Genomic DNA, 12,839 nt, shown 5'->3' on the forward strand with positions numbered 1-12,839 from the left:
GTAGGAGTCTGGGCCGTAGGAGTCTGGGCCGTGTCTCAGTCCCAGTGTGGCTGATCATCCTCTCAGAACAGCTAGGGATCGTCGCCTTGGTGAGCCATTACCTCACCAACTAGCTAATCCCACCTAGGTTCATCCAATCGCGGAAGGCCCGAAGGTCCCCTCCTTTCCCCCGTAGGGCGTATGCGGTATTAGCAGTCGTTTCCAACTGTTATCCCCCTCGACTGGGCAGATCCCTAGGCATTACTCACCCGTCCGCCGCTCGCCRCCTCAGRAGTAAACTCCCTTGYGCTGCCGCTCGACTTGCATGTGTTAGGCCTGCCGCCAGCGTTCAATCTGAGCCATGATCAAACTCTTCAATTAAAGTTTTGTTGCTTCCGTCTTGCGACTTCAGCGGCTCAATGAATTCTGATTTTTTGTTCCCACTTAAAAGCAGAAACAAATTGTACATATTACTATGAACACTCATTGTTACATTGATTTAAATTTTTGACTGCCAACCCGAAGGCTAAGCAGTTTCGATTAACTCAACACCTGTGAGTGTCCACACAGATTTCTTGTTTTATCTTGTTAAAGAGCAACTCAACCTCATAAGAGAAGGTGAGTACCACACTGAGCGTCGAACGCTTCCAGTTGGCTAGGGCTGCGTATTCTACGCATTTCCCGTTTCGCGTCAAGGAGTTTTTGCAAACTTTCTCAACACTCATCAATCAGTAAACTGATCGATGAACTGTCACACTGGCTGCTTAACGCTGTCTGCCGTGTCAGTGGATGCGCATTATAGGCAGCAGAGGATTTTGTGCAAGGGCTTTTTTAACAATCTCCGCCAAGCGAATAAATAACCACCAAACTGCAGAAATATACTGCAATACTGAGCAATATCGCTGTTTGGGTTGATAAGTTTGGCAAAAGAAATCGCCTATTGCAGGGATTTTAATAGATTGAATGGGCATAAACAGAAGTTGATAGCGATTTTTCGCTATATCTATCAGTAAACCTCTAAAAGCGTTATGCCCAGTGTGATGTCTTACTCTTGTTTGCACCTAGCTAATGATAAGCACTGTTCAAAAGCACGAGCCCTAAGATTTATGCTCTTCTTGTTTTTCTTTTTCGATATTTGTAGCGCTTTGTGTTTGTGCTGCAGCTTGGGTTGAGTGATTGATCTCGACATTCGTCACCGTATCATCACCGACAATATGCGCGACTTTGAGTTTCCTTACCGTTCTGATAGTAATGATCGGGCCTGAAATCGCATATAAGTAGAAGCCGACACATAAGATCAATGCAGGTTGAACTGACACCACCACAAATACACCGACGACCAGTAAGATCACGATAAAGTTAACTTTGCCACGCCAGTCAATTTCTTTAAAAGAGTGATAGCGAAAATTACTGACCATCAATAGACCAGTTGCCGCAGTCACAAGGGCTGCAATCCAACTGATATTTTTTCCATCGAGACTGTATTGATTACCAAGCCAAATGCTGCCAGCAATAACAGCTGCAGCGGCCGGACTAGCGAGACCTTGAAAATAACGCTTATCGGCAACGCCAACTTGCGTATTAAATCGAGCGAACCTGAGTGCCGCACCTGCACAATAAATAAATGCCGCCAACCAACCAATTTTACCTAAGTCGGCTAATGCCCAATTGTAGGCGAGTAGTGCTGGCGCCATTCCGAAGGACACCATATCCGCCATACTGTCGTATTCGGCACCAAAATCACTTTGGGTATTAGTCAGTCTTGCCACTCGACCATCGAGACCATCACAGATCATGGCTATAAAAATGGCTATTGCAGCAGCTTCAAAGTTAGCATTCATGGAAGCAATCACAGCATAAAAGCCAGAAAACAATCCTGCTGTCGTAAAAAGATTAGGCAGTAAATAGATACCTTTATTCTTTACTGTTTGATTTGAAGAATTTTGCATACACTTATTACGCTAGTTCAGTGAAGAGAAGTTAGCTTTCAAGATAACATATTTTATTATCATGTCGATGAGAGACCAGTTAGGGATAATTTCGATGTTAAAAGTGAACATGTTCAGAACAATACTGTATCGATGGCTCTGGCTCAGCCTTTTCATTGGCCCCGTTTCTGCGGGCGTTATCTATACTTGGGTCGATGAAAATGGGGTGACGCATTACAGCCAACAAGCCCCACAACAAGAAAGCATCAAAACATCAAAACTTTACAGTGAAGATTTAGAGCAGGCGAAAGTCGGTTTTATCGCGCCGATAAAGAAAGCGGAAGCCACTTCTGAAGCCAATGAATTAGAAAAGTCAGCGGCACTGATCAAAGAGAAAGATGCTAAACAGGCTAAATCCATTTGTGAGAGTGCAAAACACAATTTAGAAATACTCACTACGCATACTAAGCTTATCCGCCAAACTTCCGATTCGGGTGAATCTGTCGCTATGACTGAAGAAGATCGCCAAGCCTCGATTGCCCAGCAGCAGGAAAGAATCAAACTCTTCTGTGATAAGAAGTAGCCAAATTTACTATGCCACTACATTAATGAACAACGATTAACGCTGATGCAATAAAAAAGGAGCCGAGTTAAAAACTCAGCTCCTTTCGTTTTAGTGCTTGAAGCGGAAGCGATACTGACTAAAACAGCTCTATCTCTTATTGCAAGATAGTTTATTTCAAGCTCGTTCATTCAAGAACGCTTATTGCAGTTCGCCTATTTCAACGTATCCAACTTCAAGCTTGCTGTTAACGTATCGCATTCAAACAACACACTAAGTGACTAGCTACTGGTCACAGGTTATTGCTCGAACACTAACTCGCCACCCGCACAGCTGACCTTGATCGGTTTACCCGGTAACAAGTCACCACGCAGTAATTTCTGCGCCAGCGGGTTTTCGACTTCTTGCTGCAATGCCCGTTTCAACGGTCTTGCACCATACACAGGATCGAAACCAATTTCCGCAATCAGTGATAATGCGTCGTCGGTAATCTCCAATGTATAGTCCTTTTCAGCCAAACGTTGGCGTAAGGAAGCAATCTGTATCGAAGCAATACGCTTGATATTGGCAGCATCCAATGGATGGAACACCACAGATTCATCGATACGGTTTAAAAACTCGGGTCTGAAACTGTGAGTAACCACATTCATTACCGCCGCTTTCATCTCTGCATAGGTCACTTGACCAAATCCTTCTTGGATAATGTCGGAGCCTAAGTTCGAGGTCATGATAATCACTGTATTTCTAAAATCTACAGTACGACCTTGACCATCGGTTAAGCGTCCATCATCAAGCACTTGCAGTAAGATGTTAAACACATCGGGATGCGCTTTCTCGACTTCGTCGAGCAATATCACTGAATAAGGTTTGCGACGAACGGCTTCCGTTAAGTAACCGCCCTCTTCATAACCTACGTATCCAGGAGGCGCCCCCACTAAACGCGATACTGAGTGTTTCTCCATAAACTCAGACATATCAATGCGCACTAAAGCCGATTCGGTATCAAATAAGAACCTCGCCAGTGATTTACAAAGCTCAGTTTTACCTACACCCGTTGGGCCTAAGAACAGGAACGAGCCAATCGGGCGATTTGGATCCGCCAGACCCGCGCGGCTACGACGAATCGCATTCGCAACCGCATCGACGGCTTCGTTTTGGCCGATCACTCGTTCATGCAGCGCCACTTCCATTTGCAGTAATTTTTCGCGCTCGCCTTCAAGCATTTTCGATACGGGTATTCCCGTCGCTTTCGACAATACTTCGGCGATTTCGAACTCAGTAACCTTGTTACGCAATAACGTCATGTCCTGCATTTCGGCTTGCGATGCCAAATCGAGCTGTTTTTCAAGCTCAGGAATACGACCGTATTGCAGCTCAGACATCCGAGTTAAATCACCCGCACGACGCGCAACTTCTAAGTCCATTCGAGCCTGTTCGAGATCGGCTTTTATGTGCTGAGTGCCCGCTAATGCGGCTTTTTCAGTACGCCAGATTTCGTTCAACTCTGAAGCTTTCGCTTCAACATCACGTAATTCCTCTTGCAGATGGTCAAGCCTGCGACGACTCGCCTCATCATTTTCTTTGGCTAACGCTTGCTCCTCCAGTTTGAGCTGGATAGCACGACGTTCGAGCCTGTCGAGTGACTCAGGTTTTGAGTCCATTTGCATACGGATACTCGATGCCGCTTCATCGATCAAATCGATCGCTTTATCGGGTAACTTACGGTCCGACACATAACGGTGCGACATTGTCGCCGCCGCCACAATCGCCGGATCGGTAATTTCCACATGGTGATGCAGCTCGTAACGTTCTTTCAGTCCACGCAAAATGGCGATGGTGTCTTCAACGCTTGGCTCATCCACCAGCACTTTTTGGAAACGACGTTCAAGCGCCGCATCTTTTTCAATATACTGACGATACTCATCAAGCGTGGTCGCGCCCACACAGTGCAAGTCACCACGCGCTAACGCAGGTTTGAGCATGTTACCCGCATCCATTGCGCCTTCACCTTTACCGGCGCCGACCATAGTATGCAGTTCGTCGATGAAGAGGATCACTTGACCTTCTTCCTGCGCTAACTCATTCAATACCGCCTTTAAACGTTCTTCGAACTCACCGCGATATTTAGCGCCCGCAATCAATGAGCCCATATCGAGGGATAAGACACGCTTATTTTTAATGCCCTCGGGGACTTCACCATTAACGATACGCTGGGCAAGTCCTTCAACAATCGCCGTTTTACCCACACCCGGTTCACCGATAAGGACGGGGTTATTTTTACTGCGACGTTGTAATACTTGGATCGTGCGGCGAATTTCATCGTCACGGCCGATCACAGGATCTAACTTGCCTTGTTCGGCTCGCTCGGTGAGATCGATAGTAAACTTCTTCAACGCTTGGCGTTGATCTTCAGCGTTCGGATCATCCACTTTTTGGCCGCCGCGCATTTGTTCAATGGTTTGTTCCATCAACTCTTTGGTCGCGCCGGCTTTTTTCAACGCTTGTGCAAGAGCATCGGCACCTTCTAACGCAGCCAATACAAATAATTCGCTAGAGATATATTTATCTTTACGCTTTTGCGCCAATTTATCGCACAGATTTAATAAACGGATTAAACCTTGGGATAATTGTACATCGCCGCCAGTCCCTTCAACTTGAGGTAAGCGTTCCAGCTCTTGACTCAAGAGCGATCGCAGCGCACTCACTCGAATGCCAGCTTGGGTCAATAAGGGATGGATTGAACCTGAATCTTGGTTCAACAATGCCATCATCAAATGCAGCGGTTCAATAAACTGATGATCACGCCCAAGTGCGAGTGACTGGGCATCAGAGATGGCAAGCTGAAATTTATTGGTCATACGATCGAGTCGCATACAGCCTCCTAACACTCATATAGTAGAGATATGCCAATCCATAAGACATCTTGCCAATTTAGTGGCTTTAAAATCAGTACCGCTAATGAAGAGATCTAAATAGGATTGGTATTACATTTCGTTAGTTAAAAGATGGGGGCTATTTAGCCAAATTCAAGAGAATAACGCGCAAATAAATACAAACTGTAGGGGAATTAGCTTAAGACTTAAGCCAGATCAATGAAGCCATGCGTCCCGTCACCTTATCGCGACGATAAGAGAAGTAATCCGTGTCGCTGACTGTGCAAATATCTGCGCTATAAATATGGTTTATACCGAGTAAACTCAAGCGTAATTTAGCCAAGCCAATAATATCGGCCAGATACTTGTCACCACTGGGAATAAAACACGCTGCCGACTGCGGATGTAAAGTACAAAAGGCTTGCTGTACTTCAACACCGACTTCAAATTTTTGTGGACCAATAGCCGGGCCGAGGTAGGCAATCAACTCATCCATAGGTGAACTAAACTGCGCCGCGGTGGCCTCAATCACGCCATCACATAAACCACGCCAACCGGCATGGGCTGCAGCCACTTCGGTTCCCGCTTGATTACACAACAACACAGGTAAACAATCGGCAGTCATTATAGCGCAAACTAGGCTCGCGGTTCGGCTGTAACAGGCATCGGCAATCGGTGTATCCACAGCAGGAGCTAAGCTCAGCGCATCTAAATTAAGCACATGAGTACCATGCACTTGCTCGAGCCAGACAGGCTCAGCGGTTAACGCTAATTGTTTGCAGAGTAATTCACGATTAGCCATCACCAACTCTGGCGCATCACCGACATGCAGTCCAAGATTCAGACTGTCATAAGGATGCACGCTCACACCGCCATGACGATTTGTCATAGCGATGCTGACATTAGCGGGAACAGGCCAATCGTGATTAAACACTTACAAATACTCGATCGGATGCTCGACCGTGTCTTGACGCAATGCTTTCGTCAAAATCACCATATCCTCAGGAATTGGCGCGTGCCAGCTCATGATTTCACAACTCACAGGGTGCGCTAATTCAAGACGCACAGCGTGCAGCGCTTGGCGCTTGAAGTTTTTCAGAATATCAAAAAACTCTGGGCTGGCCCATTTCGGCGGTTTTGGACGACCACCATACACAGGATCGCCCACTAATACGTGGCCTATGTATTCCATGTGCACACGAATTTGGTGAGTACGACCCGATTCAAGGCGCAATCTTAGACGAGTGTGGTTACGGAATTTTTCCGCCACACGATAATGCGTCACAGCAGGTTTACCTGAGTGATGCACCGCCATATGAGTACGTTTCGTTGGATGACGACCAATCGGCTCATCAACAGTACCGCCACCTGTCATAGTCCCCATCACAATCGCTTCGTATTCACGAGTGATTTCACGGGCCTGCAAGGCGGCAACTAAATGGGTTTGCGCTTCAACGGTTTTGGCTACAACCATTAAACCTGTAGTATCCTTGTCCAGACGGTGCACAATACCAGCACGTGGTACATGCTCAATATCGGGACAATGGTGCAACAGTGCATTCATCAAAGTGCCATCGGCATTGCCAGCACCAGGGTGAACCACGAGTCCCGCTTGCTTGTTGATCACAATAATGTCGTCATCTTCATAGACGATATCCAGATCAATGGCCTGTGCCGCTGCGTGAACTTCTTCTTCAAGAGTGGCATCTATGAGTATCTGTTGCAGCTCATAAACTTTCTCTCGGGGCTTATTAACGACAACGCCGTCAACATAAACTGCATCAGATAGGATCCATTCCTTGATGCGCGTGCGCGAGTAATCTGGGAACAACTCTGCTAGGGCCTGATCTAATCTCAGTCCAGTTTGTGTTGCCGAAATCTCGCTTTTTAGATTAATCTCTTGTGTCATAGGAACCGTATCCCCATTTAGGGGTCAAAAAATGTGTGCTATCTGTTACAATCGGATGTTTTCTATTTTATAGTGAAATGGAAAAATTCTTAACTACAACTTAAAAAGAATTGAATTCAAGTATGTATAAATTTTCCAAAGGCGTTACCTTAGTCCTATTTTCACTAGCGTTATCAGCCTGTAGCAGCAGCCCTGATGATAACGATATTGCCGCCAAAACGTCACCTGATGTACTTTATACTCAGGCAAGAACCTCTATGGAGCTTGGCAATTACTCTAAAGCTGTCCGTTCTTTGGAAGCGCTAGACTCACGCTTCCCCTTCGGACCTCACAAAACTCAAGTCCAGTTAGACCTGATATATGCTTACTATAAAATGGACGATGTCGCTTCTGGTATTGCGAACATAGACAGATTTATCCGTCTTAATCCAACTCATCCAGATGTAGACTATGTGTTCTATATGCGCGGTTTAGTGAACATGCAAGCCGACAATTACATGTTCCACGACATGCTTAATATCGACCGAACCGATCGTGACCCTAAAAATGCTCAAGATGCTTTCAAAGATTTTGATCGTCTTATCAAAACCTACCCTAACAGCAAATATGCCGCCGATGCGCAAAAACGCATGTTAGCGCTGAAGAATCGCTTAGCAAAATATTCAATTCAAGTTGCCGAGTATTATCTCAAGATGAATGCATGGAGCGCCGCAGCAATCCGAGCACAATCTGTAATGGAAACATACCCTGGCACCCCTTCAAATGAACGGGCATTAGAGATAATGATAGAAGCTTATGGCGAATTAGGTCAGAGCAAGCTGAAGCAAAACGTGCTCATGGTAATGCAAGCTAACTTCCCAAACAATGAAATCTTATCAAACTAACCGAGAATGCCCCTTTAATAGGGGCATTTTTTTGCTTGGTGACCCTAATAAGCCATAAATAGATAACGCTAAGTTCTCAGTGTGGATAGTGGTTTGGCTATTTTTACATCCTCAATACCAACACAAATGACACTTTCGTGTAAATCTTATCCAACTGAGTCACTTTTTCCGTTATTTAGTAAAAATCTATTGACTCAAAACCCGAAAAGCCTTTAAATTGCGCCCGTCGCCCGAATAGCTCAGTCGGTAGAGCAGAGGATTGAAAATCCTCGTGTCCCTGGTTCGATTCCGGGTTCGGGCACCATCTTTAAATGGGTTGCGATAGCGACTTATGTTAGAGAACTGCGATAGGTACAGTGCAGGTGTGGTGGAATTGGTAGACACGCCAGCTTCAGGTGCTGGTGCTCGCAAGGGCGTGGAGGTTCAAGTCCTCTCACCTGTACCAAATTGCAGTTCAAAAGTTAAGATTCACAGTGTTAAGATTGTCAATTCGATGAAATATCGAATAGCCATGCAGATGTGGTGGAATTGGTAGACACGCCAGCTTCAGGTGCTGGTGCTCGCAAGGGCGTGGAGGTTCAAGTCCTCTCATCTGTACCAACATTTAAACCTCGCCAAGCGAGGTTTTTTTGTATCTGAAGCAAAATAAATTTTCTGTAACTCCCCCCTCTTTCCTCAGATTTGCTATACCTATTGTTACAGACTCATCATAGGGATAGATAGAGTTCTGCCTAAAGGACTCTTTAGTTCACTGAGGCTATCCATATGAACGGTTTACAAATAAAACAAAAAATGTTTATCGGCATTCTGGTTCCCCTTTTAATGCTAATGACGATTGGTTTTCTCGCCATTAATATGATGGGTAAAATTGAATCGGGTGTTGAACGTATCTATGGCGATAGAGTTGTGCCACTAGACGATTTAAAAGTGATTGCTGATAAGTACGCGGTCGATGTTATCGATGCGGTCAATAAGGCGAACGCGGGTGGTTTCACCGCCTCTCAAGCAGCTGAAGCACTAGACAGTGCCAAATCTACCATTACCCAGCATTGGCAAAAATACTTAGCCACTGAACTTACCTCAGAAGAATCCCGACTCGTAAAACAAGCCGAAGTACTGTTCTCACCCGCGAATCAACAGATTGACACACTGATCTCACGCTTAAGAGGATTAAATGGTGATGTATCAAGCCAATTATCGGCCAATATCCTGCCGCTTTACCAAGTAATAGACCCCATCAGTAACCAAATATCTGAACTGATTGCACTGCAAATTCGCGTGGCAGGCGAAGAAAAAGATCGTGTGAATGCCATTTACCAATCTTCAATCACTATTTTTGTAGCATTAGCCTGTGCCGCCATGATTATCAGTATTGTGATTGGGCTCTGGGTCAATCGCAGCGTGATGAATCCTATTAATGACATTCTCAGTAAACTTAAGCTAATCCATCAAGACTCAGATCTTACCGTCAAATTCACTACTTTTAATCACGATGAGCTAGGACAAATATCCACTAGCCTCACCCAAGTTATTGAACACTTGCGGGGCATTCTTCATTCGATTGCCGAAGCGGCAAATACCGTTAATAGTTCAGCAAATGAGTTAAGCAGCTTCACGCAGGCAACCAATAAACGTATGCAACAGCAGCAAGCCGAAACGGAGCAAACTGCAACGGCCATGAATGAGATGACGGCAACGGTTGCAGAAGTCGCCCAAAGCGCATCTGCGGCGGCAGATTCAGCCAAAGATGCCGACACCTATGCAGCCAATGGCAATAATATTGTGATGCAATCGATTAGCAGTATGTCGCAATTATCTGATCAAATTCAAAAAACGGCACAAGTCATTGGATTTCTGTCTAATGAAAGCCAAAATATCGGCCGCGTACTCGATGTGATAAAAAGCATTGCCGAGCAAACCAATCTATTGGCATTAAATGCCGCCATTGAAGCAGCCCGTGCGGGGGAACAAGGCCGCGGCTTTGCAGTCGTTGCGGATGAAGTGCGGACCCTTGCGCAGCGCACCCAAAAGTCTACCCAAGAAATTGAGGCCATGATTGCCACACTGCAACAAGGCGTTAAAGAAGCAGTTAACGCTATGGAAATAGGTATAAATCAAGTAGATGATGCTAATGATAAAGCTAATCAAGCAGGCCAAGCACTGAAAGAAATCGTCTCCTCAGTAGATAGCATCACTGAACTTAATACTCATATTGCGACCGCTGCCGAAGAACAAAGTAGCGTTGCCGAAAGCATTAATCGTAGTATTATTGCCATCAGCGATATTGCCGAACATTCCACCGCATCGGCGGCTGAATTAAGTGAATCTGTGGTTAATTTAACTAAACTCGCCAACAGTATGCGCAATCAAGTGAGTGCATTTAAACTCTAAGTCAAAAAACCACACTATGACTGCAATAAGCTTTGCTGTTGCAGTTAACCTCCCCCATTACCTCTGTAATACATTGAAATAATATATTTATTTATCATTTCCCAATCTCATACCCGCTTTGATAAAGCACTTCAAATGACCTTAATCACGCTTATCGATAGCACGAATTGCGATCATCACTATTGATCCAAATCAAATAGATCTTTAAACTTATTTAACATTCATAATATTTGCACGTTAAGGATTTTCTATGTTGGACAGCCGTACAATCCAAGTTATCAAGAGCACTATCCCCTTACTCGAATCCGCAGGCCCTGCGCTGACGACCCATTTTTATGAACGTATGTTCAAACATAATCCTGAACTAAAAGATGTATTTAACTTGGCACACCAGCATTCTGGTGGCCAGCCTGTTGCCCTATTCAACGCCGTCGCGGCTTATGCTAAAAATATTGAAAACTTAGCGGTGCTAAGTTCGACTGTCGAGCGCATTGCCCAAAAACATACAGGCTTTCTGATCAAGCCTGAGCAATATGCGATCGTCGGCAGCCACTTATTGGCCACCCTTAAAGAGTTAGGCGGCGATGCAGTAACAGAAGAAGTATTAGAAGCTTGGGCGCAGGCCTATGGATTTTTAGCAGATATATTTATTCAACGAGAAGCTCAAATTTATCAGTCACATGCAGAACAAGATGGCGGTTGGTTGGGTGAGCGTCAGTTTATCATTAGTGCGAAAAAGACTGAGTCCACAGTCATTACCTCCTTCATATTGACGCCCGAAGACGGTAAGCCAGTTAAAGATTTCATTCCCGGCCAGTATTTAAGTTTGAAGCTAAAACATCCCAATTTAGCATATGAAGAAATCCGCCAATATTCCCTATCCGATGCACCGAATGGCAACAACTACCGCATCAGTGTGAAACGTGAATTAGGTGGCCAAGTGTCTAATCTGCTACACGATACCATGCATATCGGTGACAAAATTGCAGTTATGCCGCCGGCGGGAGATTTTATCTTAGAAGTCGGGGCGGACATCCCCGTAGTGCTCATTTCGGCAGGAGTGGGTCAAACACCGATGAAAAGCATGTTGAATCAATTGATCAAGTTGCAACATCCAAGTGCTATTACTTGGCTACATGCCTGTGAGCAAGGTGATGTACATGGTTTCAAACAGGCTATTCACACCAAGCGCCAGCAACATCATAATCTGAAGAGCCATGTTTGGTATCGCAAGCCGAGTTCAACCGATGTGGTAGGTACAGATTATGATTTCGAAGGACAAATGGAATTAAGCAAAGTCGCAGATCAACTGCTTCCCCATGCACGTTACTATTTCTGCGGGCCTATTGGATTCATGTCAGCCATCAAGCAACAATTACTCGTTCTGGGTGTCTCAGCTGAAAACATGCACTATGAAGTATTCGGCCCCCACGCCGATCTCTAATCCCATGTCACGGGCTTGGGACACTTGACTCTCAAGTCCATTTTTATATTTAGAATACGCAGAATAATGGCTGATAAATTGAATTGCCCTATGTCTCTAAGCTACCGGTTTGCAGCGGATACAAGCCACTTCTGCGGCAGTCAGCATACGACTTTCGCCCGACGCCAGAGCTTCATCCAACACAATATCACCTATTGATAATCTATGTAGACCAACAACTGGGTTTCGAAAGCGGCCAAACATCCGCTTAATTTGATGGTACTTACCTTCCTTTAAAGTCACTTCAGCAACATGGTCAGCAATGATCACCAATTTAGCAGGCTGAGTCATTATATCTTCAAAGCTGAAATACATACCTTCGGCAAATGCGGCGATATATTCTTCAGTTAATGGATTAGCTAAGGTGACGCGATACACTTTATCGACCTTATACGTCGGTGACATTAGTGCATCAGACCAGCGGCTGTCATTGGTCAGTAATAACAAACCCGAAGAATTTAAATCTAGTCTACCCGCGATATGTAACTCATCACGGGCTTCGCAATCGAGCAAATCCATCACGGTTTTATGCTGAGTATCTTTAGTCGCGCTCACCACGCCAATCGGCTTATGCAACATCAAATAAACTGGCGTGTTGGCCTGTAATATTTGCCCATCGAGTTGGATGTGAGAAAACTCATCCACTTGCCTATCCATGTCCTTCACTATCAATCCATCAACGCGTACTCGGCCCAAGAGTAACAGTTCACGTACCGCTTTACGGTGAGTGTGTAACTGGGTACAGAGATAACGATCGAGTCGGCCGCGCTTAGACTGCATAACACCACAAATGACGAAATATGAATGGGATAGCCATTCTAGCAGGATGC

The 12,839-nt window shown here is 45.1% G+C and carries 9 protein-coding genes, 3 tRNA genes and 1 rRNA gene; 7 read left to right on the top strand and 6 right to left on the bottom strand.

Features of this window, described 5'->3' with window-relative positions; genetic code table 11:
- Nucleotides 1–360, bottom strand: a 16S ribosomal RNA gene (locus tag L5M29_RS12150); the annotation flags it as partial.
- Nucleotides 361–1,076: 716 nt separating this feature from the next.
- On the bottom strand, nucleotides 1,077–1,928 hold the full coding sequence (gene pssA, locus L5M29_RS12155) for a CDP-diacylglycerol--serine O-phosphatidyltransferase (RefSeq protein WP_263168018.1): 852 nt from the start codon (nucleotides 1,926–1,928) through the stop codon (nucleotides 1,077–1,079).
- A gap of 94 nt (nucleotides 1,929–2,022) precedes the next feature.
- On the opposite strand from pssA, the gene L5M29_RS12160 reads away from it, so the two are divergent.
- Nucleotides 2,023–2,490 carry a DUF4124 domain-containing protein gene (locus L5M29_RS12160; protein WP_263168019.1) on the top strand — a complete coding sequence of 156 codons (468 nt, stop codon included), beginning with the start codon at nucleotides 2,023–2,025 and terminating at the stop codon, nucleotides 2,488–2,490.
- 278 nt (nucleotides 2,491–2,768) lie between these two features.
- On the opposite strand, the gene clpB is transcribed toward L5M29_RS12160, so the two are convergent.
- The 3 genes from clpB to rluD form a co-directional block, all read right to left on the bottom strand.
- Nucleotides 2,769–5,342 carry an ATP-dependent chaperone ClpB gene (gene clpB, locus L5M29_RS12165; RefSeq protein ID WP_198573010.1) on the bottom strand — a complete coding sequence of 858 codons (2,574 nt, stop codon included), beginning with the start codon at nucleotides 5,340–5,342 and terminating at the stop codon, nucleotides 2,769–2,771.
- 199 nt (nucleotides 5,343–5,541) lie between these two features.
- Nucleotides 5,542–6,276, bottom strand: coding sequence for a peptidoglycan editing factor PgeF (gene pgeF / locus L5M29_RS12170; protein ID WP_263168021.1), 735 nt, complete (start codon nucleotides 6,274–6,276; stop codon nucleotides 5,542–5,544).
- Nucleotides 6,277–7,251, bottom strand: coding sequence for a 23S rRNA pseudouridine(1911/1915/1917) synthase RluD (gene rluD, locus L5M29_RS12175; protein WP_105249966.1), 975 nt, complete (start codon nucleotides 7,249–7,251; stop codon nucleotides 6,277–6,279).
- Between the two features lie 122 nt (nucleotides 7,252–7,373).
- Between rluD and L5M29_RS12180 the strand changes: the two genes are divergently transcribed.
- The 6 genes from L5M29_RS12180 to hmpA all read left to right on the top strand — a co-directional run bounded on the left by L5M29_RS12180 (nucleotide 7,374) and on the right by hmpA (nucleotide 11,970).
- Nucleotides 7,374–8,135 carry an outer membrane protein assembly factor BamD gene (locus L5M29_RS12180; RefSeq protein ID WP_105249967.1) on the top strand — a complete coding sequence of 254 codons (762 nt, stop codon included), beginning with the start codon at nucleotides 7,374–7,376 and terminating at the stop codon, nucleotides 8,133–8,135.
- A gap of 228 nt (nucleotides 8,136–8,363) precedes the next feature.
- A tRNA-Phe gene (locus L5M29_RS12185) sits at nucleotides 8,364–8,439 on the top strand.
- Between the two features lie 54 nt (nucleotides 8,440–8,493).
- Nucleotides 8,494–8,580 (top strand) — tRNA-Leu (locus L5M29_RS12190).
- A 68-nt stretch (nucleotides 8,581–8,648) separates the two neighbouring features.
- Nucleotides 8,649–8,735 (top strand) — tRNA-Leu (locus L5M29_RS12195).
- A 165-nt stretch (nucleotides 8,736–8,900) separates the two neighbouring features.
- Entirely contained in the window at nucleotides 8,901–10,526 is a 1,626-nt protein-coding gene (locus tag L5M29_RS12200) for a methyl-accepting chemotaxis protein (protein ID WP_263168023.1), read from the top strand.
- Between the two features lie 250 nt (nucleotides 10,527–10,776).
- Nucleotides 10,777–11,970 (top strand): NO-inducible flavohemoprotein, encoded by a 1,194-nt coding sequence (gene hmpA, locus L5M29_RS12205; RefSeq protein ID WP_263168024.1) that lies wholly within the window; start codon nucleotides 10,777–10,779, stop codon nucleotides 11,968–11,970.
- Nucleotides 11,971–12,066: 96 nt separating this feature from the next.
- Here the strand turns inward: hmpA and L5M29_RS12210 are convergent, their stop codons facing one another.
- The gene (locus tag L5M29_RS12210; RefSeq protein ID WP_263168026.1) at nucleotides 12,067–12,789 is read right to left on the bottom strand and encodes a pseudouridine synthase; all 723 of its coding nucleotides are present in this window, start codon (nucleotides 12,787–12,789) and stop codon (nucleotides 12,067–12,069) included.
- Between the last annotated feature and the right edge of the window lie 50 nt (nucleotides 12,790–12,839).

It is taken from the genome of Shewanella sp. SM95 (assembly GCF_025653595.1).
In the GTDB taxonomy this organism is placed as follows: Bacteria; Pseudomonadota; Gammaproteobacteria; order Enterobacterales; family Shewanellaceae; genus Shewanella; species Shewanella oncorhynchi.

Coding starts and splice junctions, on each gene's coding strand:
- pssA (WP_263168018.1), bottom strand. CDS start 1,928: ATGCAAAATTCTTCAAATCAAACAGTAAAGAATAAAGGTATCTATTTA.
- L5M29_RS12160 (WP_263168019.1), top strand. CDS start 2,023: ATGTTAAAAGTGAACATGTTCAGAACAATACTGTATCGATGGCTCTGG.
- clpB (WP_198573010.1), bottom strand. CDS start 5,342: ATGCGACTCGATCGTATGACCAATAAATTTCAGCTTGCCATCTCTGAT.
- rluD (WP_105249966.1), bottom strand. CDS start 7,251: ATGACACAAGAGATTAATCTAAAAAGCGAGATTTCGGCAACACAAACT.
- L5M29_RS12180 (WP_105249967.1), top strand. CDS start 7,374: ATGTATAAATTTTCCAAAGGCGTTACCTTAGTCCTATTTTCACTAGCG.
- L5M29_RS12200 (WP_263168023.1), top strand. CDS start 8,901: ATGAACGGTTTACAAATAAAACAAAAAATGTTTATCGGCATTCTGGTT.
- hmpA (WP_263168024.1), top strand. CDS start 10,777: ATGTTGGACAGCCGTACAATCCAAGTTATCAAGAGCACTATCCCCTTA.
- L5M29_RS12210 (WP_263168026.1), bottom strand. CDS start 12,789: ATGCAGTCTAAGCGCGGCCGACTCGATCGTTATCTCTGTACCCAGTTA.